A 21,881-nucleotide genomic window follows, 5' to 3' on the forward strand; every position below is an offset into this window, starting at 1 on the left:
ACCACTAACATGCAGGCTTCCGAAAATAATCATACGGCGTACCTGCAGACAGGTTTAAAGACGAGTGAAATCCATTAATGATTGGTAGAGTATTTTTAATCAGCCTGGCTCTCACTGGGACTGCCCATGCTGGTCCAGAGCAAGAAATGAAGCAACAGCAACAAATAGAAAATCAATTAAAACTCAAACTGGAAGGGCAGATGAGAATGACAAGAAAAGCATACCAAGATGTCATGGGTTTTATAAGTGGTGCCCCCATTAACCGTGACGAGCAAACGAAGCGACTGATAGATGCCGAAATCGAGTGGGATATATTTATAGAGAAAATATGTCTTCTGGAGGGTGTTGAGTCAATAAATACCCAGGCAGAGAGGGCTAACAAGTTATTGTGCATGATTAAAAGGAACAAGGAGAAAGAAGAATTTTATAAATCAGTATTTTAAACGGCGAATTACATTCGCTAATTACTGAAGCAATGTTCAGTAATAATGGTTATATTATCGAGGTAGATCACAACCCAGCCAAATCAAAACTTGGCTCAAGACCACCTGAGATACGCCAAAATTTTTCTGAGCATCGAAAAGTGACGATCCAAGACCAAAGAAGCATGCCTGCCTGTAACTCAAACTGGAGACAACATAAAGCCTCATGCGTACCATTACTGTTTCTTGCACTAACGACTGGCTTTTCAAACCTAGGCTTTTCACAGGAGCTTACTAGCGCAGACACTACACTATGTGCTTCTCAAGAAGATATTTATTTCAGCTGCCACTTGATGGGAGGAAAAATAGTTTCCGTATGTGCGTCCAAGGACACAACTGCTACCACAGGTTATGTACAATACAGATACGGTTTGCCAGCCTCTCTTGAGATGATTTTCCCCAAGGAAATCACTCCCCCCAAGGGAGTATTCAAATTTGTCAATGCATCTGAAGGTAGCGTCAACAAGGATATTTTAAAGTTCAAAAATGGAGGTTACACCTATATAGTCCATCAAAGCTATATAAGCGGATTATCTGTAATAAGAAACAAGAGCGTCATATTTCGCCAAGGCTGCACAGATGACCGCTACTCCTTCATTAGTAGAAAAGCACGTCGAGTCATAGACGAGATAAAGAAAAGTGAAGAAGACTTTTACTAGATGCAGGCATATCAAAGTCTACATTCATGATTTTTTATAGCTTCTATTTCTTGGCGTGGAAAGCCGACCGATACGGATTTGAAGATAACGATAAATCCACCATTAGCCCACCCCCAAGAGCCGGCGCCGTATTGGGGCGAGCTCGCATCACACGATAGCCTCAAGTAAATACTATCACGCTTCGACTTGAGAATTACGCCATGCTTGTTCATGACAGCCGTGTATGACACTCCTTTTCCATCTGTATAACTGGAGGCAAACACTATCGGTGCGAAATATAGGAAAAGTAAGCTCGTAAGGCTGAAGTGGAGTATTGGCTTTTGCATTTCAGATGACTCTATTACCTAATGCTCAGGCTAAAGGAGGGGGAATACTAATCCCAGTAATCGATTGAACCCGCTACGCGAACTGTAGAGTGATCTGGATGATAATAGGCAAATGGATTAATCGCACTGACGGCACGACTCAACGCCAAACGGCACGATCAAACACACCATCTGCCGCATAACATTCCCCACCAACTCCAGCGAAACCCTCACTCCCCTCCCAACCCCTTCAGCACCTCCCCACACCCCACCATCGCCAACCCGCTTTTCTCCATGAATGCCCCGATCTCCGGCAGGGCTGCGCGGGCCTTGGGGTGGATGTCGTGGAACAGCAGGATGCCGCGGCGCCAGAGCAGCATCAGGGTGATCAGGCGGTCCTGCATGGCGGCGGGTTGCAGTTTGGCGTTCCAGTCCTGGGAGTCGATGTTCCACAGCACCACGCGGCCGTCGCGGGCCTTCAGGTAGGCGACCTGTTCCGCATTGCGCTGTCCGTAGGGCGGGCGGAACCAGGCGCCGCCGGCCGGGCCGGCGGGCTGGACGCGGGTGATCAGGCGGGCAGTCTTCTCCAGCGAGTCCTGCCAGCCGGCCAGTTTCTGGTGGGGTACGTGGCTGTAGCCGTGGGAGGCCAGGCATTGGCCCTGGTAGCGCTCGCCCAGGCTGGCGGCGGATTCCCTGGCCAGGCGCCGTTCGAGGTTTTCGCCAAGGACAAAGAAGAAGGCGCTGGTGCCGCGTTCGCGCAGCCAGTGCAGCAGCCGCTCGGTCTCGTCGTTGCCCGAGGGGCCGTCGTCGAAGCTCAGGGCGAACTGCCGGTCGGGCAGTTCGAAGCCGTTCAGCTCGCTGTCGTCCAGCCGGGCGATCTCGCTGGTGATGCGCGGGAACAGCGCGGCCAGGCGCACCTGCTCGTAGAGATAGGTGGTGTGGAAGCCTTCGGCGGCCTGGCGCCAGGCCTGGATCGCTGCGTCCTTGGCGGCCTGGCCGGCCAGTTGCACCAGCGCCGGCCAGTCCGCGGCCGGCGGGCAAGTCGCCTCGTCATCGCAGCCGTGGCTCGCCGCCCGGTAGTTGGCCAGCAGGCGCCGGCGCGTTTCCTCCAGCCAGCGGGCGACGCCTTCGGCGTTGGGCGTCTTCACCGCGGTGAAGGTCTGGATGGCCGCCGCGTCGGCCAGCGGCGTGCGCTCGATGACCCGCACCAGGGCGAGGATCTCCTGGCGCGAGGCCCGGTCGAAGCGCTGCGGGCTGTCGATGCTTTCCGGCCAGAGCGTGCGGTCGTAGCTGGCGAGCTTCGCCGGCCCCGCCGCCGAGACTTCGGCGGAAAGCAGCGCAAGCAGGGCGCCGGCCAGCCAGGTCCTCAGCGGGCGGGTTGTGCGCGAACGGCTCATGCGCTTCCCTCCCCGCTCAGCGGCCGAGTTTCTCGTTCATGCGGGCGATGGCCTTGTCGTACACCGGGTTGGCCTTGTAGTTCTGCGCCCACAGGAAGTTCTGCAGCGCCTGTTCGAACTTGTTCTGCGCCTCGAAGATCCGCGCGATGTTGTAGTGCGAGCTGGCCAGCACGCTGTTGCGGCTGGCGCTGCGCGCCAGGGCGATCGCCTGGCGGTTGGCCCAGACGGCGTCGGCGAACTTGTCCTGCCGCTGGTAGGCCAGGCCCAGGTTGCTGAAGGCCTGCGCATAGGTGGGATCGTTCTTCAGCGCTTCCTTGTAGTAGAACACCGCGTCGTCGTATTTCTTCGCGTGGTAGAGCGTCTCGCCCTGCTTGTTCTGCTCCTGCGCGAGCTTGGCGGTGCGGCGGATGTCGTGGGCACGGGCGATGGGCTCGACGAGCGCGGCGCCGTTGAACAGCTCGATCTCGGCCAGGCCGTTGTCGCCGCTTGCCGCCGCCTCCAGCACCACCTTGAAGCGCGACACCGGCACCGGCGCCTCGAGGGTGAACGACTGCGCGGTCTGTCCTGGCTTGAGGTCGTAGAAGCGCTTGTCCTCGTCGTTGATCAGCACGCCGACACGGCGGAGCGTGCTGCCGGCCGGCAGGGTCAGGGCGAAGCGGTCGACGCTCTGCGGCGTGGCGAAGTTCAGCGCCACCCATTCGCCGACGCCGGCGCCGGACACGCCTTCCGCCCAGGCGCTGGCCGGGTTGCCGTCGATCGCGTTGTGCGGCGCGAAGCGGCTGTCGATGCCCTGGAAACCGTCGACCCGCGAGGAGGCGCTGACCCAGCTCGGCGCCTGGTACTGGGAGACGCCGCTGCCCTCGCTGGGGCCTTTCACGGCGACTTCCAGCGCCCGCCAGGTGTTGTCGTAGTCCGGGCGGCTGGTGGTCAGGGTCAGCCGGTAGTTGCTGGCCGAGCCGCCGGCGATCTGCTCGACGATCCGCTTGAACTGCCCGGAATCCTTGTCGTAGAAGCTGCCGGCCAGGGCGTCGGCCATCCAGCGGTACTGGTCGAGATTCGGGCCGACCACGTTGAGCACGGCGCCGAGCTTCTGCAGGTCGGCGAGCACCTCCTGAGTCGTCAGCGGGGTGACGGCATTGGCGCTGTGGAAGGAGGCGTCGGTGATCAGCACGAACACCTTGCGCCGCGCCGGGTCGTGGCTCAGCGCGGTGACGCCGTAGCGCAGGGCCTCCAGGGCGTTTTCCGGCTCGTCGCCGCCGCCGTCGGCGCGCAGGGCCGCCACCGCGGCCTTGAAGTCGCCGGCCGAAGCGGTGAAGTCCACCTTGTGGCGCAGCTCGTCGCCGAAGGAGATCAGCGCGAAGCGGTAGTCGAAGCCGGAGGACTGGACGATGTTGGCGAACTCCAGGGTGCGCTGGATCAGCCCGTCGATCTCCTCGGCCATGCTGCCGGTGTCGTCGAACGCGAAGACGAAGTCCACGCCGCGCGCGTCCGCCGTCTCCGGGGTCAGGCTCTCGACGCCGAGGATCGCCGTCTCGCGCAGGTCCTCGGTGACGCTGAAGTGCTCCTTGGTCAGGCCCTGGATCGGCGCGCCGGTTTTGGCGTCGCGGACGTTCACGTCGACCGCGATGGTCGGGAAGCGGCTGGCGACCGGCTGGATGAGGACGTCCGCCGTGCCGGCGGCCTGGGCGACGCCGGCGGCGAGCAGGGCCAGGCTGAAGACGGATCGGTGGAGGGCGCGAAGCGTGGACATGACTGCTCCTTGTCGGGCGGAGAGGTAAAGGGTCGATGCTTGAAGGCCGCCCGGGAGCGGACGGCGGCAGGCCGCAATTATCCGGCCCCGGCGCGGGCAGCGTTGCCGGGCAGCCGGCGGATTTGTGCGCGGCGTCTCAGCCGTGCTGGCGGAGATGGACCACCAGGGCGCTGTCCATGGTCTTGGCGTGCAGGTCGAACCAGGCCGGCAGGCTGTCGTTCAGCCAGGCGCGGGCCATCTGCGCGCGACCGGCGGCGGCGCGCTGGCAGAAGCGGTCCATGTCGCCGAGGATGCGCTGGTGGTTGGCGCGGTGCTCGCCGAAGGCGGGATAGGCGGAGGCCTGCATCTTCGCCTCCTCGTCGGCGAAGTGGTGGCTGGTGTGCTCGAACAGCGCCTTGAACGCCGCCGCGAACTCCGGCCCCGTGGCATTCGCTGTGGCCAGGCAGAGTTCGAGGAATTCGCGGTGGGTGTGGTCGATCGCCTCGTCGCCCAGGGCGTAGCTGTCCTGGAAGCGCTCCAGCATTTCTTGGGGGGTCGGCATGGCGGATGGTCCTTCTGTGGCGGGCGCACGCAGGATACGGCAAGCCTGCGGCCGACGGTACGGCCTGGCCGCTCCGGGCCGGGCCGCTGAAAAGCTACGCGGAGCGGAAGGTCGGCATTCGCTTTTGTGGCGTTTTGACATTAATCGCCGATGTTCTTTTGTAGCGTTGTATACAAATCGACATATCGAGACAGGAATAGGGCGACAGCCGACAGGCCGTAAGCGCTGCCTGATTATCAATAAGTTATTGATAATTAGTGTTTTTTATCATCAAGTAAAAAGCTGGAGCACATCTTGCAGAGAGGGCGGCCGGGAATCGTTGAGGCCAATAGAAAATCGGGCGGGCGACCAGGAGTGAAGGGTGCTGGCGATTTCACAAACGGCTGTCCATGCAATCAGGTCGATTCCGGAAGAGTGATCTGATGCATTTTGCTTGCCGTGTTGCGCTTCGCCACCTTCCAGAAAGCCTGATGCAAGTCAAGAGAAGGATTTTTTTTTGTCAGAACGTTTCGATCCCGATTTTCAAACCAGCCCATAAATGGCATTTTGCGCCGCCCCGCGCATCTTGGGCCCCCGGACGGGGCTGCTCATGGACAACCTGCACAACTCATCAGGAGAAAAGGCACACATGAACAAGTCCATTCTGACCCTGGCCGTGACGGCAGCCATTCTGGGTCAGACTCTGTCGCAGCAGGCCAGCGCCGCCGGCTTCATCGAGGACAGCAAGGCCACGCTGAGCTTCAAGAACTTCTACATCAACCAGGATGTTCGCAACGAGGACCGTCCCCGGTCTGAGGAGTGGGGCCAGGGCTTCTTCCTCGACTTCAAGTCCGGCTTCACCGAAGGTCCGGTCGGCTTCGGCCTGGACGTGCTGGCCATGCATGCCATCCGCCTGGACGGCGGCGGTCGTGCCGGCAAGGCGGACATCGAGCGCACCCCCGGCACCATGTTCCCGCTGGAGAGCAACGGCAAGGCCAAGACCGACTTCGGCCGCGTCGGCGTGACCGGCAAGATGCGCTTCTCCAAGACCGAGGCGCGCCTCGGCACCCTGCTGCCGAAGATGCCGGTCTTGACCTACAACGACGGCCGCCTGCTGCCGCAATTGTTCCACGGCGCGCAGGTCACCTCCAACGAGATCAAGGACCTGACCCTGACCGCGGGCAAGATCGAGCACTCCACCGAGCGGAACTCCAGCGACAGCTACGGCCTGTCGATCTCCGGCGCCAACAGCGGCAGCAAGGCCCAGTTCAGCAACGAGTTCTACTTCGGCGGTGCCGACTACAAGGCGACCAAGGACCTGACGCTGCAGTACTACTACGGCAACCTGCGCGACTTCTACAAACAGCACTTCGTCGGCTTGATCCACAACTGGGCGCTGCCGGTCGGCGCGCTGAAGACCGACCTGCGCTACTTCAGCAGCGACTCCGACGGCAAGAACGAGAGTTCCTCCGGACGTGCCGAGGGTTATGTCAGCAGCGGCGCCAACGGCAGCAGCGGCGAGGTCGACAACAACCTGTGGAGTGCGCTGTTCACCTATAGCCTGAAGGGCCACGAGCTGGGCGCCGGCTACCAGAAGGTCACCGGCAACAGCGACTTCCCGCACATCTTCCAGGGCAACGGCCGCACCCTGTACCTGATCACCGACTCGCAGATCGGCAAGTTCGCCAGCGCCGGCGAGAACGCCTGGGTGGCCAAGTACGCCTACGACTTCGCCGCGATCGGCGTGCCGGGCCTGAAGGCCAGCCTGTCGTACGTCAGCGGCGACGACATCGACGCCGCCGGCAGCGACAACAAGGAATGGGAACGCAACTTCCGCGTCGACTACACGGTGCAGGAAGGCATGCTCAAGGGCGTCGGCCTGTCCTGGCGCAACGCGGCGCTGCGCGGCAACGACACCCGCGACCAGGACGAGAACCGTCTGATCGTCAGCTACAGCCTGCCGCTGTTCTGAGCCTTTCCCCATCGAAATCGCAGGGACGCGATTTCACCCAGGGGCATCGCCGGCGCAACGCCGGCTTGCCGCCCGCCCCGCTACAGCGCCTCTTCCTCGACCGGCTCGACTGCGCTCGCCTCGATGGCGTAGGCGGCGTCCGCCAGCTCGTTGCTGACCTTCTCCACCCGCAGCCTGCCGTCCACCCACAGCGGGATCGAGATGTCCTCCACGCGAAAGCCCTTCGGGTAGCGGACCAGCACGATCTGGTTCGGCGGCGGCGGCGGCAGATGGATGCAGGCGCCCGGATAGGGCACCAGGAAGAAGCTGGTGCTGCGTCCCTTGGCATCGTTCTCCAGCGGCACCGGATAGCCGCCCAGGCGAATCTCCCGGCCGTTCAGCGCCGGCACCGTCTTCGCCGAGTACATCACCGCCGGCAGGTCCCTGGCCTTCTGTTTGAGGCCGCCCCTGGCGGTGAAGTCGCCGTCGCCCTCCGGCGTGTCGTGGCTGATGTCCGGCATCTCCTCCAGGGCCTGGCGGTCGTCGTCGGGCATCAGCTCCAGCCAGTCAAGCTCCGGCGGTTCGGCGTGCGACAGGGAACTGGCGAAAAGCAGGGCGAAAAGGAACGGTAATCGGCGCATGGAGTCGAACCGGCGGTCATTGAAGGGGGAAGACGAGCGGACGGCATGATGGCATCGAGCGGAGCGCCGATAAAGGGCGACGCTGCAGGCCGGCCGACGAGCCGCATGGCCTCTCCGCCCGATGGCATTGAAAAGCAGCGGCATTTGGCTATACCGCATTAAAATGGCGTGTCGGCGTCAGCCCCCGCAACCCTCTCCGAGTCATGCGCATGAAAACCCATTCCCCGATCCTAGCCCTCCTGCTGGCCTGCGCATGCGTGGCCGTCATGCCCGGCGTCCAGGCCGTCGACAAGAGCCCGCCGGCCCGCACGCCGTCTCCCCTGCAGCTGGCCTCCGCCAGCGCCCTGGTGGTCGACCTGAACAGCGGCAGGGAGCTGTTCGCCAGCCACCCGGACGTGGTCGTGCCGATCGCCTCGATCAGCAAGCTGATGACCGCCGTGGTGACCCTGGACGCCGCCCAGCCGCTCGACGAGGTGATCCCGGTGCTGATCCACGACACCCGCGAGCTGCGCGGCGTCTACTCGCGGGTGCGGGTCAACAGCCGCATCAGCCGCAGGGAGATGCTGCTCCTGGCCCTGATGTCCTCGGAGAACCGCGCCGCGGCGAGCCTGGCGCACAACTACCCGGGCGGCCATGCGCGCTTCGTCGCGGCGATGAACGCCAAGGCCCGCGCGCTGGGCATGCACAGCACCCGCTTCGTCGAGCCGACCGGCCTGTCGGAGCTGAACGTCTCCACCGCCCGCGATCTGGTGAAACTGCTCAGGGCCGCGCGGCAGTACCCGCTGATCCGCGAGCTGAGCACCACGGCGAGCCAGAGCGCGCGCTTCCAGAAGCCGAGCTACATGCAGAACTTCAACAACACCAACCCGCTGGTGCGCAACCCCACCTGGCGCATCGAGGTCACCAAGACCGGCTTCATCAACGAAGCGGGCCATTGCCTGGCCATGCTCGCGGTGGTGCAGAACCGTCCCGTGGCCATGGTGCTGCTGAATACCCTCGGCAAGCGCTCGCATGTCGGCGACGCCACCCGCGTGCGGCAGTGGCTGGAAACCGGCAAGAGCGCTCCGGTGCCCCTGGTGGCCCAGCGCCACAAGCAGCAGAAGCTGCTGGAATGGCGCAGGACCCAGGCCACCGCGACCACTCAGGACTTGCGCAGATAGCCGACGACGACCAGCAGGAGGATGGCGCCGATCACCGCGCCGATGAAGCCGGCGGCTTCGCCGGCGTGGTAGATGCCCAGCGCCTGGCCGCCGTAGGTGGCCACCACCGAACCGCCGATGCCGAGCAGGATGGTCATGATCCAGCCCATCGGCTGATCGCCCGGCTTGAGGAAACGCGCGACCACACCGATCAGCAGGCCGATGAGGATGGTGCCGAGGATGCCCATGGCAAGTGTTCCCGTAGGGTGAGCTTGCCTCCAGCCTAGTCGCCGTACGGCGCGGCGACAACGCAGGGTGGCCCGGGAGCGTAGGGCGGGTTAGCCGCAAGGCGGCGTAACCCGCAAAGGATGCCGCCAGGCATCCCCTGTGCCGGCCTGCCGGCCGGTTGGTGGGTTACGGCCTGCGGCCTAACCCACCCTACGCGGTGGGCGCGGCATCAGCCTTCGATCAGCGCCTCGACCTTGGCGATCTGCGCGTCGAGGGTGGCGCGATCGGCACAGCGCAGGGTGGCGTGGCCGACCTTGCGCCCGGCCTTGAACGCCTTGCCGTAGTGGTGCAGGTGGCAGTCGGCGATGGCTGCCACCTTGTCCACCGGCGGCACCGCGCCGATGAAGTTGAGCATGGCGCTCTCGCCGACCTTGGCGGTCGAGCCCAGCGGCAGGCCGGCCACCGCGCGCAGGTGGTTCTCGAACTGGCTGCACTCGGCGCCTTCGATGGTCCAGTGCCCGGAGTTGTGCACCCGCGGGGCGATCTCGTTGGCCTTGAGGCCGCCGTCCACCTCGAAGAACTCGAAGGCCAGCACGCCGACGTAGTCCAGCTTCTCCAGCACGCGGCCGACGTAGTCCTCGGCCAGCGCCTGCAGCGGGTGCTCGCTGCTGGCCACCGACAGGCGCAGGATGCCGGCCTCGTGGCTGTTGTGCACCAGCGGGTAGAAGCGCGTCTCGCCGCTGCGGCCGCGCACGGCGACCAGCGACACCTCGCCGCTGAAGGGCACGAAGCCTTCGAGGATGCACGGCACGCTGCCCAGCTCGGCGAAGGCGCCGGCGACATCCGCAGGCTGGCGCAGGACTTTCTGGCCCTTGCCGTCGTAGCCCAGGGTGCGGGTCTTGAGCACCGCCGGCAGGCCGATCTCGGCCGCGGCGGCGTCGAGGTCGGCCTGCGAGTGGATGTTGGCGAATTCCGGGGTGGGAATGCCGAGGCTCCTGAACAGGCTCTTCTCGAACCAGCGGTCGCGGGCGATGCGCAGCGACTCGGCGGAGGGATAGACGGGGACGAACTGGGAGAGGAAGGCCACCGTCTCGGCCGGCACGCTCTCGAACTCGAAGGTGACCAGATCGACCTCGTCGGCCAGCTGGCGCAGATGGTCCTGGTCGCCGTAGTCGGCGCGGATGTGCTCGCCGAGGGCGGCCGCGCAGGCATCCGGCGCCGGGTCGAGGAAGGCGAAGTTCATGCCCAGCGGAGTGCCCGCCAGGGCCAGCATGCGGCCCAGCTGGCCGCCACCGATCACGCCGATCTTCATCTTGAGGCCCCCTTTCTCACGCGTCGCGCGGGTCCGGATTGTCGAGCACGGTACGGGTCTGCTCGTCGCGAAAACGCTTGAGCGCCTCGTGGAACTGCGGGTGCTGGCCGCCGAGGATGCTGGCGGCGAGCAGCGCGGCGTTGACCGCGCCGGCCTTGCCGATGGCCAGGGTGGCGACCGGCACGCCGGCCGGCATCTGCACGATGGAGAGCAGCGAGTCGACCCCGGAGAGCATCGACGACTGCACCGGCACGCCGAGCACCGGCAGGTGGGTCTTGGCCGCGCACATGCCCGGCAGGTGCGCGGCGCCGCCGGCCCCGGCGATGATCACCTGGATGCCGCGGGACTCGGCCTGCTCGGCGTACTGGAAGAGTAGATCCGGGGTGCGGTGGGCGGAAACCACCCTGACCTCGTTGGGGATGCCCAGCTTGTCCAGCATCTCCACGGTGTGACTGAGGGTGCTCCAGTCGGACTTGGAACCCATGATCACGCCTACCAGTGCGCTCATCGTCGTGCCTCTTCGTTGGCGCCCGCAGGCGCGTCAAAAAACAACAAGCCACGCTGGCAGGGCGTGGCTTGGCTGGAGGTGCGAGCCCTCCGGATTTGAGAGGGGATCGCATTATCAAGCGGCGGAGTATAACCCAAAGCCGGGCACGGGAGTGCAGGCGCATGGGCCTTCCGTCCGGGGTACCATGCCTGCTTCTCCTTTTCCGAGATCAGGCCATGTCCACCATCAACCGACTCATGGTCCTCTACAGCGGCGGCACCATCGGCATGCAGGCCAGCGCCCGCGGCCTGGTGCCGGCCGCCGGCTTCGACGCCCGCCTGCACGAGCGGCTGGCTGCCGAGCCGCAGCGGCGCATGCCGCCCTGGCGCTACCGCGAGCTGAGCCCGCCGATCGACAGCGCCAACATGAACCAGCAGCACTGGCTGGCCCTGCGCGACGCCATCGTCGCCGCGGTCGAGGAGGACGGCTGCGACGCCGTGCTGCTGCTGCACGGCACCGACACCCTGGCCTACAGCGCCGCGGCACTGGGCTTTTTGCTGCTCGGCCTGGGCGTGCCGGTGGTGCTGACCGGCGCCATGCTGCCGGCGGACGTCCCGGGCAGCGACGCCTGGGACAACCTGTTCGGCGCCGTGGACGCCCTCGCCCGGGGCGTGGCGCCCGGCGTGCATCTCTACTTCGGCGGCCGCCTGCTGCACGGCGCCCGCGCCACCAAGCTGGGCAGCGCGACCTTCGGCGCGTTCGCCGAGCTGCCGCGCCAGCGCCACGGCGAACGCGCCGCCGCCCTGCCCGCCGCACTCGACTACCGGCGGATTCGCCAGCCGGTGAGCCTCGCCGTGCTGCCGCTGTTCCCCGGCCTGCAGGCGGCACAGCTGCGCGCCCTGCTTGGCAGCGGCGTGCAGGGCCTGGTGCTGGAGTGCTACGGCAGCGGCACCGGCCCCTCGGACGACGCCGAACTGCTCGAGGCGCTGCGCGAGGCCCGCCGGCGCGGCACGCTGCTGCTCGGCATCAGCCAGTGTCCCCACGGCCATGTGGCGTTCGGCACCTATGCCGCCGGCAACGCCCTGAGCGAGGCCGGGCTGCTCGGCGGCGACGGCATGACCCGCGAGGCGGCGCTCGGCAAGCTGTTCGCCCTGCTCGGCGCCGGCCTGTCGGCGGACGAGACCGAGCACTGGCTGCGCCAGGACCTGTGCGGCGAGTGCGCCGACCTGCCCGGCGCGAGCGCCTAAGCGCCTACGCCTACCTAGTAGGACCCGCAGCCCAGCACCTCGGCCTCGGCCAGTTCCCGCCCGCTGCCGTCGTAGAGCACGGCGTAGACCTGGGTGGACATCGCCCAGGCCTCCAGCCGGTAGCGCTGCCCGGCGGCGAAGTCCGGATAGCGCAGGCGCACCCAGCAACTGATGGGCAGCGTGTTGCGGCCCATCGGGTTGCCCTGATAGTAGTAGCGGAAGGTCGCTTCCAGCTCATGGGCGCCGGGCGTCACCTGGAAATAGCGGCCGTCGCGCAGCCGCTGGCCGTCCTGCCAGTCGGCCATCAGCAGGCTGGTCACCTCGCGGGCCTCCAGCTCGACCCAGGCCATCCGCGGGTCCGGCGCGGGCAGTGGACTGGCGCAGCCGGCCAGCAGCAGGGAAAGGGTCAGCCAGGAAAGTCGTCCGTGCATGGGCAGCCTCGCGGGAAGGAGGCGAGGCGTCAGGCTCCGCTGCTGCAGCCGCTCTCCCGACCGCTCGCCACCATCCGGCGCTGGTCGTCATAGAGCCGGGCCCAGGCACGGAAACCGACGTCGCCGACCTCCAGACTATACCGCTGGCCGGCGGTGAATTTCTTGTAGTTCAGGCGGATCAGGCAATTGCGCTCGTAGGGCGCGCTGTCCGGACCGATGTTGCTGCCCGCCACCTCGAAGCGGTAGCGCATGCCCAGCTCGTGGGCGCCGGGGCTGACCTGGAAGAAGCGGTGGTCGTCCAGCGCCTTGCGGTCCACCTCGGCGGCGCGCAGCGAATGGGGCACCTGCGGATTCAGCTCGATCCAGGCCTGGCCGGGGTCGTGTCGCGGCAGCAGCAGGTTGCAGCCGCCGAGCGCCAGCAGACAGGGAAACAGGATGAGAACGCGCATGACGAAGCTCCGGAGTGTCGTGGTCATGGAATCGGTGGGCTGGAAAAACCGGACCGGCTCCCGCCACATCGAGGCCCGGGATTGTCCGTCTGCGGCCTGTACACTCGCTCGTGCACGGGCGAGCGAAGCGCTCGCCTTTCCTTCCTTCCTTGAATGCCTGCAGGGCCACCGGGTTCACCGGATGAAATTTTTCAGCTCACTCGACAACCTTACCCTGCGCGGGGTTCCCCTATTGCTAGCCATCTGTCTGAACGGTTGTTCTACTTTCGACTATTACCGTCACATGGCCAGTGGCCAGCTCGAGCTGCTGCGCCGCCGCGAGCCGGTCGCCGCGCTGGTCGCCGATCCGGCCCGCGATCCCGTGCTGCGCCAGCGTCTCGCCCAGGCCCAGGCGGCGCGCACCTTCGCCAGCGCCCGGCTCGGCCTGCCGGACAACGCTAGCTACCGTCTCTACGCGGACCTCGGCCGGCCCTATGTGGTGTGGAATCTCTTCGCCACCGAGGAATTTTCCGTCGAGCCGCTCAGCCACTGCTTCCCGATCGCCGGCTGCGTCGCCTATCGCGGCTTCTACCAGCTCGGCCGGGCGCGCGGCGCGGCGGCGCTGCTGCGCCAGCAAGGCCTGGACACCTACGTCGGCCCGGTGGAAGCCTACTCGACCCTCGGCTGGTTCGCCGATCCGATCCTCGCCGGCATGCTGCGCCATGGCGACGACGAACTGGCCGCGCTGATCTTCCACGAACTGGCGCACCAGCGGCTCTACGTGGCCAACGACACCGCCTTCAACGAGTCCTTCGCCAGCTTCGTCGAGCGCGAGGGCCTGCGCCAGTGGCGCGCCAGCCGTGGCCTGCCGCCGCCGGACGAGCGCCGCGCGCGGCGCGGCGAGCAGTTCGTCCGCCTGGTGCTGGACAGCCGCGACCGTCTGCAGGCGCTCTATGCCAGCGGCCTGCCGGCGGACGAAATGCGCCGGCGCAAGGCGGCCGAGTTCGACGCGCTGCGCCGGCGCTACCGGAGCCTGCGCGACGGCGAATGGCAGGGCGAGCGTCGCTACGACGCCTGGATCGAAGGCCCGCTGAACAACGCCAAGCTGCTACCGTTCGGCCTGTACGACGGCTGGCTGCCGGCCTTCGCGGAAATGTTCCGCCGCGCAGGCGAAGATTGGCCACGCTTCTATGCCGAAACCGAGCGTCTGGCGCAGCTGCCCGCCGCCGCGCGCGAACGGCGCCTGGCCGAGCTGCAGGCCGGCGCGACGCCCCCCATCGCCATCCAGGAGAGCACACCATGAACAGATACTGCCTTGCCCTCGCGCTGGTCCTGCCGAGCGCCCCGCTGCTGGCGGCGGTCAAGCCCTGCGAGGAACTCAGGGAGGAGATCGAGGTGAAGATCCAGGCCGCCGGCGTGGCCTCCTACACCCTGGAGATCGTGCCCAATGCCGAGGTCACCGACCGCAACCTGGTGGTCGGCAGCTGCGACGGCGGGCGCCGGAAGATCATCTACCAGCGCAACGACGGCAGCCGCCGGCGCAGCGAAACGCCGGCGCCCGCGCCGGCGGATATTCCGGCCGACTGAGGTACCGCTTCAGTCCTCGTGATCGGCGAGCAGGTGCGGCTCCTTCAGCGGCAGGTAGTGCTCGGCCAGGTGCTGGTCCTTCAGCCGCACGTAGTTGTCGGCGCTGTAGCGGAAGAAGCCGCGCTCCTTGTCGTTCAGCGGGCGTGCCTGCTTGACCGGACTGCCGACGTACAGGAAGCCGCTCTCCAGGGTCTTGCCGGGCGGCACCAGGCTGCCGGCGCCGATGATCACCTCGTCCTCGACCACCGCGCCGTCCAGCACGATGGCGCCCATGCCGACCAGCACGCGGTTGCCGATGCGGCAGCCGTGCAGGGTCACCTGGTGGCCGACGGTGACGTCGTCGCCGATCTTCAGCGGGTAGCCGTCCGGGTTGAACGGCCCGGCGTGGGTGACGTGCAGCACGCTGCAATCCTGGATGCTGGTGCGCGCGCCGATGCGGATGCGCTGCACGTCGCCGCGGATCGACACCTGCGGCCAGACCGAGCTGTCGGCGCCGATCGCCACATCGCCGAGCACCACGGCGGTGGGATCGACGAAGACCCGCTCGTCCAGCGTCGGGGTGATGCCCTGGAAGGTTCTGATGCTCATGCCGAAGACTCCATGTGGGGGAGCCGTATCGTCCCGAACTGGCCCGGCGGGCGCAATAGCGCGGCTTGCCGCTCAGAAGTCCACGGTCGCCGACAGCGTCGCGGTGCGCGCCGCGCCCCAGGACACCCGGTTGCTGGTGCCGCCGCTGGAGATGAAGTATTCCTTGTCGGTCAGGTTGTCGACGTTCAGCTGCAGCTCGGTCTTCTTGCCGATCAGGTTCGGCAGCGTCCAGGTGACGAAGGCGTCGTAGGTGGTGTAGCCGGACAGCTCGAAGCTGTTCGCCATGTCGCCCTCGCGCGAGCCGACGTAGCGGGCGCCGCCGCCGAGCCGGAAGGCGCCGGGCAGCACGCTCTGCGGCAGGTCATAGGAGAGGAACAGCCCGGCGACGTTGTGGGCGACGTTGAGCAGTTCGTTGCCCTCGTTGGCCGGCGTGTCCTCGAGCACCTCGGTATCGGTGTAGGCGTAGTTGGCGACCAGGTTCCAGCGCTCGCCCAGCTGCCCGTTGAGGCTGGCCTCCAGGCCCCGCGAGCGGGCCTCGCCCACCGCGCGGGTGACCTGTTCGCCGTTGATGGTCTCGGTGGTCTGGATGTTCTCCTTGCGGATGTCGAACAGCGCGACCAGCCCCGACAGCCAGCCGTTGTCGTAGCGCAGGCCGATCTCGTACTGGCGGCCCTCCTCCGGGTCGCTGCCGCTTTCCACCAGCGTGCCGGAGGCGATGACGTTCGGCTTGTAGGATTCGCTGTAGTTGGCATACAGCGAGAACTCGTCGTCCAGCTTGTAGACCAGGCCGACGAAGGGCAGATTCTTGCTCTTGTTCAGGTTGGTGCCGATCTGGGTGGGAATGCCCGCCCAGTCCCGCTGGCGGAAGCGCTGGTGGCGCAGGCCCAGGGAGAGGATCCAGCGCTCGCCGATATGGATGTTGTCCTTGACGTAGGCGGACAGCATGCGCACCCGCGAGCGCTGCTGGCTGTTGCTCGGATTGACCACCTCGACCTGTTTCAGATCGCCGTAGTGCGGCGCGTCCGGATCGAAGCCCCACACATTGGGCCCCTGGTAGAAGAAGCTGTTCGACTCGTCGTGGCGCTCGTGGTCGGCGCCGAGGCTCAGCTCGTGGCGCAGGCCGCCCAGCTCCAGCTCGTTGAGCCAGTCGAGGGACGCATAGTTGCGGGTCCGCTCGACGTCCGGGTTGCTGCGAAACCGCCGGCGCAGCTCGCCGGTCGCCGGGTCGTAGGCGTTCGGATCGGCCTGGTAGTCGCTGTAGGCGTTCTCGTTCCAGCCATAGTTGAAGCGCAGCCGCGAGGTCTCGGAAAAGCGGTACTCCATGGCCAGGCTGGCGTACTGGCGCTGGCCGTCGATCCGCGTCCAGTGCTCGTCGAGCCGATGGTCGCGGTCGCCGACCGCATGGCCGTTGTAGAAGAAGGCGCCGCGGTCGAGGACCGAGGTGTAGTCGGAATATTCGTAGGACAGGTTGGCCGAGAACGCCTCGCTCTCGAAGGCCAGCGACGGCGCGACCAGCTTGTCGCGGTTGACGCCGTAGTTGCGCCAGTAGTCCTCGTCCTTGTGCTGGCCGATCAGGCGAAAGGCGAAGCCGCTCTCGCCCAGGGGGCCGGATACATCGAAATAGCCGCTGCCGCCGCCTTCGCTGGACAGCTGTCCGCCCAGGGTGCTGCGCCAGTGGTAGGTGGGCTTCTTGCTGACGACGTTGATCACCCCGCCCGGCTCCTGCATGCCGTAGAGCAGCGAGGCCGGGCCCTTGAGGACCTCGACCCGCTCGGTGGTGACGCTGTTGTAGTTGCGCCCTTCGCTGGTGCGGATGCCGTCGCGCAGGACCCCGCCGTCGCTGCCGTTGCCGAAGCCGCGCTTGACCAGCGAATCCTGGGTGCCGCCGAAGCTGTTGCCGATGGTGATGCCGGGGACGAACTTGATGGTCTCCTCCAGATCGCTCACCGCGAAGTCGTCCAGCACCTGCCGGTTGACGCTGTAGGCGGTCTGCGTCTGCTCGAGGAAGGGCGTCTCGAACTTGTCGCCGATGGCGCTCTCCGCGGCCCGGTAGCTGCTGTCCTCGGCAGCCTCGCTGACGCTGATCGCATCCAGCGCCATGCTGCCGCCGCTCTCCGCCAGCGGCTGCACCTCGTAGTGGCCGGCCCGGGTCGGCACGGCCTGCAGCCCGCTGCCGCCGAGCAGGATGGCCAGCGCCTGTTCGACCGTATGGCTGCCCTCGAGCGGCTGGCTCTGCCGGCCGGCGGTGAGCGCGGCATCGCCGGCCAGGTAGATGCCGGCCTGGGCGGCGAACTGGTTGAGCCGTTCGGCCAGCGGGCCGGCGGGAATGGCGTAGCGCTGCAGCTGTTCCTGCCCGGCGGCCTGCGCGGCGCCGGCGCCGAGCAGGGCGGGCACGGCGGCCAGGGCGAGGGGAATGGCCAGCGTCAGCGGGGCGAGGGGGAAGCGGGGGCGGCGGGCTTGGCGTGGGGGCATGGGGTGTCCTTCACTGCATGTCGGACGGCAAAAAGCCGGGGTTACCCACCAAGTCGGACGAGCGGAAAAAACCGGAAGCGAAACGGCGAATTTTTTTTTGAAGCCGCCGCACGGAGCGACGGCGGCGGCTCAGCGGCGGGCCTCGAGGCTCGTCCACCAGGGCAGCGGGCGGTGAACGACGATCGGCAGGGCGCTTTCCAGCATGGCCAGGACCTGCTCGCTGTCGTGCAGCGGATAGGTGCCCATGACGCGCAGGCCGGCGATTTCCGGGGCGACCGCAAGGTGTCCGCGATGATGGCGCGACAGCTCCTCGACGAACTCCGCCAGCGGGATGTCGCCGGCCACCAGCATGCCCCGGGCCCAGGCCTGGCGGGCCGCCGCCGCCGGCTCGCCGGCGCCGATGGCCTGGCGGTCGAAGCGCAGCTGCTGCCCGGCCTCGACGATGCGCGTGGCGCCGCTGCCGGCGGCGCGCACCTCCACCGCGCCGTCGAAGACCGCCAGCCGGGTGAAGCCGTCCTGCTGGGTCACGCTGAAGCGCGTGCCCAGCGCCCGCAGGCTGCCCTGTTCGGTGTCGACGACGAAGGGCCGGGTTTCCGCGGCGGTCTCGATCAGCACTTCCCCGGCGAACAGGCGCAGGCGTCGCCGCTCGGGCCGGTAGTCGGCGTCCAGGGCCGTGGCGCCGTTGAGCCACAGGTGCGTGCCGTCGGCGAGGAGGAAATCGCGCAGCTCCCCGGTCGCCGTGCGGTAGTCGGCCTGCCAGGCCATCAGCAGCTGCGGCAGGGGCGTGGCGCGCCAGCCCAGCCAGCCGAGCAGGGCGCCGCCCGACGCCACGCCCAGGGTGCGCAGCGCCTGGCGGCGGGAGAGGTCCGTGCGGCGCGCCGTGCGCAGGGTCCGCGCGGCCGCGTCGCCGTCCTCCTGCAGGGTCGCGAAGCGCCGGGCGACGCGCTCCACATACTGCCAGGCCTGGCGGTGCGCCTCGCTCTGCCCGTGCCAGCGCCGCCAGGCCTCGCCGGCGGAGGCGTCGTGCGGATCGGCAGTCAGCCGGGCGTACCAGTCGGCGGCCTGCTGGAGGACGGCGTGACTGGGTTTCTGCTCGGACAAGGGGTCAGACGAGCGCTTCATCGAGTTCGGCCTCGAGCAGCAGGCACTGGTACATCGCCTGGGCCATGTATTTGGTCACGGTGCGCTCGGACACCCCCAGGCGCTCGCCGATGGTCCGATAGCCGAGGCCTTCGAGCTGGGCCAGCAGGAAGGCCTCGGCGACCTTCTCCGGCAGGCGGGCGAGCATCGCATGCACCTGCTGCAGGGCTTCCAGCACCAGGGCGCGGTGCTCCTCGGAGGGCGCCACGGCCTCGGGGCGGCCGGCCAGCACCTCCAGCCAGGCCTGCTCGACCTGCCGGCGGCGCCAGAAATCCACGCAGACGTGGCGGGACATGCCGTGCAGGTAGGCGCGCGCATGGCCGGCGCTGTCGAAGCGGCGCGGTTTGGCCAGCAGGCGCAGGAACACCTCGTGGGCCAGGTCGGCGGAGTCGCAGGCATTGCCCAGCCTCCGGTACAGCCAGGCGCGTATCCAGCCATGGTGCTCGGCATAGTAGTGCGCCACCTGTTGCTGGTAGGAGGTGTCGAGGGTCGACATGGGCGATTACCGTCCGCGGCTGCCAGATATAAATAAGATGGATTCTCATCTTAAGCCGGCTGATGCTTAGCAAGCAATGTATCTGGGCATTCGCCGACGTATGGCCGGGATGGCGATCCCCTCCGATGCGCCAACAGTAGTATCCGTGCTGCGCTGTCGGGAATTTCTCATTACCATGGCCGGCGAACCTACCGATTCAGGGGCACCTGCCGTGACTGCCAGCAATCCTCTTCTGCAAGCTTTCGACCTGCCGCCCTATTCCGCCATTCGTCCGGAGCACGTCGAGCCGGCCATCGACCAGATTCTTGCCGACAACCGCGCGGCCCTCGCGCAGCTCCTCGCCGAGCAGGCCGGCGCGCCGGGCTGGAACGGCCTGGTGCTGGCGCTCGACGAGCTGGGCGAGCGCCTCGGCCGCGCCTGGAGCCCGGTCAGCCACCTCAACGCGGTGCGCAACAGCCCCGAGCTGCGCGCCGCCTACGAGGCCTGCCTGCCCAAGCTGTCCGCCTACTGGACCGAGCTGGGCCAGAACCGCGCCCTCTGCGACGCCTACAAGGCCCTGGCCGCCGGCCCCGAGGCCGCAGGCTTCGACGTGGCGCAGAAGACCATCCTCGAAAACGCCCTGCGCGACTTCCACCTGTCCGGCATCGATCTGCCGGAGGACAAGCAGAAGCGCTACGGCGAGATCCAGATGCGCCTGTCCGAGCTGACCAGCCGCTTCTCCAACCAGCTGCTCGACGCCACCCAGGCCTGGACCAAGCACATCACCGACGAGGCCGCGCTGGCCGGGCTGACCGACTCGGCCAGGGCGCAGATGGCCCAGGCCGCCCAGGCCAAGGGGCTCGACGGCTGGCTGATCAGCCTGGAGTTCCCCAGCTACTACGCGGTGATGACCTACGCCGACGACCGCGCCCTGCGCGAGGAGCTCTACGCCGCCTACTGCACCCGCGCCTCCGACCAGGGGCCGAACGCCGGGCAGTTCGACAACGGCCCGCTGATGGAGCAGATCCTCGACCTGCGCCGCGAGCTGGCCCAACTGCTCGGCTACCCGAACTACGCCGAGCTGTCGCTGGCGACCAAGATGGCCGACTCCGGCGAGCAGGTGCTCGGCTTTTTGCGCGACCTGGCCGCACGCAGCCGGCCGTTCGCCGAGCAGGACCTGACCGAGCTGCGCGCCTTCGCCGCCGAACAGGGCTGCAGTGATCTGTCGAGCTGGGACGTCGGCTACTACAGCGAGAAGCTGCGCCAGGCCCGCTACAGCATCTCCCAGGAGCAGCTGCGCGCCTATTTCCCGATCGACAAGGTGCTGAGCGGCCTGTTCGCCATGGTCCAGCGCCTCTACGGCATCGAGATCCAGGAGCTTGCGGACTTCGACACCTGGCATCCGGACGTGCGCCTGTTCGAGATTCGCGAGAACGGCGCGCACGTCGGGCGCTTCTTCTTCGACCTCTACGCGCGGGCCAACAAGCGCGGCGGCGCCTGGATGGACGGCGCCCGCGACAAGCGCAGATCGGCGCAGGGTGAACTGATCAGCCCGGTGGCCAACCTGGTGTGCAACTTCACCCCGGCGGTGGGCGGCAAGCCGGCGCTGCTCACCCACGACGAGGTCACCACCCTGTTCCACGAGTTCGGCCACGGCCTGCACCACCTGCTGACGCGCATCGAGCACGCCGGCGCCTCGGGGATCAGCGGGGTGCCCTGGGACGCGGTGGAGCTGCCCAGCCAGTTCATGGAGAACTGGTGCTGGGAGCCGGAAGGCCTGGCGCTGATCTCCGGCCACTACGAGAGCGGCGAGGCCCTGCCCGCCGACCTGCTGGAGAAGATGCTGGCGGCGAAGAACTTCCAGTCCGGCATGATGATGGCGCGCCAGCTGGAGTTCTCGCTGTTCGACTTCGAGCTGCACGTCCACCACGGCGACGGCCGAGGCGTGCTCGAGGTGCTCAAGGGCATCCGCGACGAGGTCTCGGTGATGCAGCCGCCGGCCTACAACCGCTTCCCCAACAGCTTCTCGCACATCTTCGCCGGCGGCTACGCGGCCGGTTACTACAGCTACAAGTGGGCGGAAGTGCTCTCCGCCGACGCCTTCTCCCGCTTCGAGGAGGATGGCGTGTTCAACCCCGTCACCGGCAGCGCCTTCCGCGAGGCGATCCTGGCCCGTGGCGGCTCGCAGGACCCCATGGTGCTGTTCGTCGATTTCCGCGGCCGCGAGCCGTCGATCGACGCCCTGCTCCGTCACCTTGGCCTGAGCGCGGCGGCCTGAGAGGAAATCATGAGCGGACACAAGAAGCAGTTCATCGCCGGCGCCGTGTGCCCGGCCTGCGAAACCATGGACACCGTGCGGATGTGGAACGTCGACGGCGTGCCGCACCGTGAGTGCGTGACCTGTTCCTTCGCCGACACCCTCAACGCCGAGGGCCTGTCGGTGCCCCTTGAACTGGGCACCCGGGTCAACAAGGCCGAAGCGGCCCCGGCGGCGCCCAGCCCCGCCGCGCCCAAGGTGCACACCGCGCAGTTCTTCCCCAATCCGAAGCTGAAGAAGCCGGACGCCTGAAGCTGAGCCCGCGGACTATCAAGGCAATGGCTGGTCCATTGCCTCTTTTGTGGGCGCCGAAATGGTTCACGAA

At 66.6% G+C, this 21,881-nt stretch carries 22 protein-coding genes; 9 read left to right on the forward strand and 13 right to left on the reverse strand.

Features of this window, described 5'->3' with window-relative positions:
* Positions 1-77 precede the first annotated feature (77 nt).
* Together EV691_RS15325 and EV691_RS15330 are read left to right on the forward strand one after the other, a co-directional pair.
* Complete coding sequence (locus EV691_RS15325; RefSeq protein WP_131297719.1) at positions 78-443, forward strand: hypothetical protein; 366 nt, start codon at positions 78-80, stop codon at positions 441-443.
* A gap of 32 nt (positions 444-475) precedes the next feature.
* A complete protein-coding gene (locus EV691_RS15330) occupies positions 476-1,141 on the forward strand; it encodes a hypothetical protein (RefSeq protein WP_131297718.1) in 666 nt (221 codons plus the stop codon).
* 535 nt (positions 1,142-1,676) lie between these two features.
* On the opposite strand, the gene EV691_RS15335 is transcribed toward EV691_RS15330, so the two are convergent.
* The 3 genes from EV691_RS15335 to EV691_RS15345 form a co-directional block, all read right to left on the reverse strand.
* On the reverse strand, positions 1,677-2,843 hold the full coding sequence (locus tag EV691_RS15335; RefSeq protein ID WP_131297717.1) for a polysaccharide deacetylase family protein: 1,167 nt from the start codon (positions 2,841-2,843) through the stop codon (positions 1,677-1,679).
* 16 nt (positions 2,844-2,859) lie between these two features.
* Positions 2,860-4,593 carry an NADase-type glycan-binding domain-containing protein gene (locus EV691_RS15340; RefSeq protein WP_131297716.1) on the reverse strand — a complete coding sequence of 578 codons (1,734 nt, stop codon included), beginning with the start codon at positions 4,591-4,593 and terminating at the stop codon, positions 2,860-2,862.
* A gap of 136 nt (positions 4,594-4,729) precedes the next feature.
* A complete protein-coding gene (locus EV691_RS15345; RefSeq protein WP_131297715.1) occupies positions 4,730-5,134 on the reverse strand; it encodes a bacteriohemerythrin in 405 nt (134 codons plus the stop codon).
* Between the two features lie 628 nt (positions 5,135-5,762).
* Between EV691_RS15345 and EV691_RS15350 the strand changes: the two genes are divergently transcribed.
* Complete coding sequence (locus tag EV691_RS15350) at positions 5,763-7,085, forward strand: OprD family porin (protein ID WP_131297714.1); 1,323 nt, start codon at positions 5,763-5,765, stop codon at positions 7,083-7,085.
* 80 nt (positions 7,086-7,165) lie between these two features.
* Here EV691_RS15350 and EV691_RS15355 read toward each other — a convergent pair whose 3' ends face one another.
* The gene (locus tag EV691_RS15355) at positions 7,166-7,705 is read right to left on the reverse strand and encodes a DUF3299 domain-containing protein (protein ID WP_131297713.1); all 540 of its coding nucleotides are present in this window, start codon (positions 7,703-7,705) and stop codon (positions 7,166-7,168) included.
* Between the two features lie 209 nt (positions 7,706-7,914).
* Between EV691_RS15355 and pbpG the strand changes: the two genes are divergently transcribed.
* Positions 7,915-8,865, forward strand: coding sequence for a D-alanyl-D-alanine endopeptidase (gene pbpG / locus EV691_RS15360; RefSeq protein WP_131297712.1), 951 nt, complete (start codon positions 7,915-7,917; stop codon positions 8,863-8,865).
* Here pbpG and EV691_RS15365 read toward each other — a convergent pair.
* From EV691_RS15365 to purE, 3 genes are all read right to left on the reverse strand, one after another.
* The gene (locus EV691_RS15365) at positions 8,847-9,092 is read right to left on the reverse strand and encodes a GlsB/YeaQ/YmgE family stress response membrane protein (protein ID WP_089166663.1); all 246 of its coding nucleotides are present in this window, start codon (positions 9,090-9,092) and stop codon (positions 8,847-8,849) included. The genes pbpG and EV691_RS15365 overlap by 19 nt on opposite strands.
* A gap of 209 nt (positions 9,093-9,301) precedes the next feature.
* On the reverse strand, positions 9,302-10,384 hold the full coding sequence (locus tag EV691_RS15370) for a 5-(carboxyamino)imidazole ribonucleotide synthase (protein ID WP_131297711.1): 1,083 nt from the start codon (positions 10,382-10,384) through the stop codon (positions 9,302-9,304).
* Positions 10,385-10,400: 16 nt separating this feature from the next.
* Positions 10,401-10,892 carry a 5-(carboxyamino)imidazole ribonucleotide mutase gene (gene purE / locus EV691_RS15375; RefSeq protein ID WP_039800612.1) on the reverse strand — a complete coding sequence of 164 codons (492 nt, stop codon included), beginning with the start codon at positions 10,890-10,892 and terminating at the stop codon, positions 10,401-10,403.
* A 215-nt stretch (positions 10,893-11,107) separates the two neighbouring features.
* On the opposite strand from purE, the gene EV691_RS15380 reads away from it, so the two are divergent.
* A complete protein-coding gene (locus tag EV691_RS15380; protein WP_131297710.1) occupies positions 11,108-12,118 on the forward strand; it encodes an asparaginase in 1,011 nt (336 codons plus the stop codon).
* 14 nt (positions 12,119-12,132) lie between these two features.
* Here EV691_RS15380 and EV691_RS15385 read toward each other — a convergent pair whose 3' ends face one another.
* Positions 12,133-12,549: a PA0061/PA0062 family lipoprotein gene (locus EV691_RS15385; protein WP_131297709.1), complete on the reverse strand. Its 417-nt coding sequence runs from the start codon at positions 12,547-12,549 to the stop codon at positions 12,133-12,135.
* Between the two features lie 29 nt (positions 12,550-12,578).
* A complete protein-coding gene (locus tag EV691_RS15390) occupies positions 12,579-12,998 on the reverse strand; it encodes a PA0061/PA0062 family lipoprotein (RefSeq protein WP_039800618.1) in 420 nt (139 codons plus the stop codon).
* Between the two features lie 181 nt (positions 12,999-13,179).
* Here EV691_RS15390 and EV691_RS15395 point away from each other — a divergent pair, with 181 nt between their 5' ends.
* Both EV691_RS15395 and EV691_RS15400 read left to right on the forward strand, forming a co-directional pair.
* The gene (locus EV691_RS15395; protein WP_207390157.1) at positions 13,180-14,280 is read left to right on the forward strand and encodes an aminopeptidase; all 1,101 of its coding nucleotides are present in this window, start codon (positions 13,180-13,182) and stop codon (positions 14,278-14,280) included.
* Positions 14,277-14,564: a DUF1161 domain-containing protein gene (locus EV691_RS15400; protein ID WP_131297708.1), complete on the forward strand. Its 288-nt coding sequence runs from the start codon at positions 14,277-14,279 to the stop codon at positions 14,562-14,564. Before EV691_RS15395 ends, EV691_RS15400 begins: the two co-directional genes overlap by 4 nt.
* A gap of 9 nt (positions 14,565-14,573) precedes the next feature.
* On the opposite strand, the gene EV691_RS15405 is transcribed toward EV691_RS15400, so the two are convergent.
* The 4 genes from EV691_RS15405 to EV691_RS15420 all read right to left on the reverse strand — a co-directional run bounded on the left by EV691_RS15405 (position 14,574) and on the right by EV691_RS15420 (position 19,260).
* Entirely contained in the window at positions 14,574-15,152 is a 579-nt protein-coding gene (locus EV691_RS15405) for a gamma carbonic anhydrase family protein (protein ID WP_131297707.1), read from the reverse strand.
* Positions 15,153-15,224: 72 nt separating this feature from the next.
* A complete protein-coding gene (locus EV691_RS15410) occupies positions 15,225-17,624 on the reverse strand; it encodes a TonB-dependent siderophore receptor (RefSeq protein WP_131297706.1) in 2,400 nt (799 codons plus the stop codon).
* A 129-nt stretch (positions 17,625-17,753) separates the two neighbouring features.
* Complete coding sequence (locus tag EV691_RS15415) at positions 17,754-18,746, reverse strand: FecR domain-containing protein (RefSeq protein WP_131297705.1); 993 nt, start codon at positions 18,744-18,746, stop codon at positions 17,754-17,756.
* Positions 18,730-19,260, reverse strand: a complete 531-nt coding sequence (locus EV691_RS15420) for a sigma-70 family RNA polymerase sigma factor (RefSeq protein WP_131297704.1) — start codon at positions 19,258-19,260, stop codon at positions 18,730-18,732. The genes EV691_RS15415 and EV691_RS15420 overlap by 17 nt, the downstream gene beginning before the upstream one ends.
* Before the next feature lie 175 nt (positions 19,261-19,435).
* Here EV691_RS15420 and prlC point away from each other — a divergent pair, with 175 nt between their 5' ends.
* On the forward strand, positions 19,436-21,517 hold the full coding sequence (prlC, locus tag EV691_RS15425; protein ID WP_131297703.1) for an oligopeptidase A: 2,082 nt from the start codon (positions 19,436-19,438) through the stop codon (positions 21,515-21,517).
* A gap of 9 nt (positions 21,518-21,526) precedes the next feature.
* Positions 21,527-21,808: a YheV family putative zinc ribbon protein gene (locus tag EV691_RS15430; protein WP_131297702.1), complete on the forward strand. Its 282-nt coding sequence runs from the start codon at positions 21,527-21,529 to the stop codon at positions 21,806-21,808.
* Positions 21,809-21,881 lie beyond the last annotated feature (73 nt).

It is taken from the genome of Azotobacter chroococcum (assembly GCF_004339665.1).
Classification (GTDB): Bacteria; Pseudomonadota; Gammaproteobacteria; order Pseudomonadales; family Pseudomonadaceae; genus Azotobacter; species Azotobacter chroococcum.

Coding starts and splice junctions, on each gene's coding strand:
- EV691_RS15385 (WP_131297709.1), bottom strand. CDS start 12,549: ATGCACGGACGACTTTCCTGGCTGACCCTTTCCCTGCTGCTGGCCGGC.
- EV691_RS15430 (WP_131297702.1), top strand. CDS start 21,527: ATGAGCGGACACAAGAAGCAGTTCATCGCCGGCGCCGTGTGCCCGGCC.
- EV691_RS15365 (WP_089166663.1), bottom strand. CDS start 9,092: ATGGGCATCCTCGGCACCATCCTCATCGGCCTGCTGATCGGTGTGGTC.
- EV691_RS15405 (WP_131297707.1), bottom strand. CDS start 15,152: ATGAGCATCAGAACCTTCCAGGGCATCACCCCGACGCTGGACGAGCGG.
- EV691_RS15345 (WP_131297715.1), bottom strand. CDS start 5,134: ATGCCGACCCCCCAAGAAATGCTGGAGCGCTTCCAGGACAGCTACGCC.
- EV691_RS15350 (WP_131297714.1), top strand. CDS start 5,763: ATGAACAAGTCCATTCTGACCCTGGCCGTGACGGCAGCCATTCTGGGT.
- EV691_RS15390 (WP_039800618.1), bottom strand. CDS start 12,998: ATGCGCGTTCTCATCCTGTTTCCCTGTCTGCTGGCGCTCGGCGGCTGC.
- EV691_RS15330 (WP_131297718.1), top strand. CDS start 476: ATGTTCAGTAATAATGGTTATATTATCGAGGTAGATCACAACCCAGCC.
- EV691_RS15380 (WP_131297710.1), top strand. CDS start 11,108: ATGTCCACCATCAACCGACTCATGGTCCTCTACAGCGGCGGCACCATC.
- prlC (WP_131297703.1), top strand. CDS start 19,436: ATGGCCGGCGAACCTACCGATTCAGGGGCACCTGCCGTGACTGCCAGC.
- EV691_RS15410 (WP_131297706.1), bottom strand. CDS start 17,624: ATGCCCCCACGCCAAGCCCGCCGCCCCCGCTTCCCCCTCGCCCCGCTG.
- EV691_RS15395 (WP_207390157.1), top strand. CDS start 13,180: ATGAAATTTTTCAGCTCACTCGACAACCTTACCCTGCGCGGGGTTCCC.
- pbpG (WP_131297712.1), top strand. CDS start 7,915: ATGAAAACCCATTCCCCGATCCTAGCCCTCCTGCTGGCCTGCGCATGC.
- purE (WP_039800612.1), bottom strand. CDS start 10,892: ATGAGCGCACTGGTAGGCGTGATCATGGGTTCCAAGTCCGACTGGAGC.
- EV691_RS15415 (WP_131297705.1), bottom strand. CDS start 18,746: ATGAAGCGCTCGTCTGACCCCTTGTCCGAGCAGAAACCCAGTCACGCC.
- EV691_RS15355 (WP_131297713.1), bottom strand. CDS start 7,705: ATGCGCCGATTACCGTTCCTTTTCGCCCTGCTTTTCGCCAGTTCCCTG.
- EV691_RS15335 (WP_131297717.1), bottom strand. CDS start 2,843: ATGAGCCGTTCGCGCACAACCCGCCCGCTGAGGACCTGGCTGGCCGGC.
- EV691_RS15325 (WP_131297719.1), top strand. CDS start 78: ATGATTGGTAGAGTATTTTTAATCAGCCTGGCTCTCACTGGGACTGCC.
- EV691_RS15340 (WP_131297716.1), bottom strand. CDS start 4,593: ATGTCCACGCTTCGCGCCCTCCACCGATCCGTCTTCAGCCTGGCCCTG.
- EV691_RS15420 (WP_131297704.1), bottom strand. CDS start 19,260: ATGTCGACCCTCGACACCTCCTACCAGCAACAGGTGGCGCACTACTAT.
- EV691_RS15400 (WP_131297708.1), top strand. CDS start 14,277: ATGAACAGATACTGCCTTGCCCTCGCGCTGGTCCTGCCGAGCGCCCCG.
- EV691_RS15370 (WP_131297711.1), bottom strand. CDS start 10,384: ATGAAGATCGGCGTGATCGGTGGCGGCCAGCTGGGCCGCATGCTGGCC.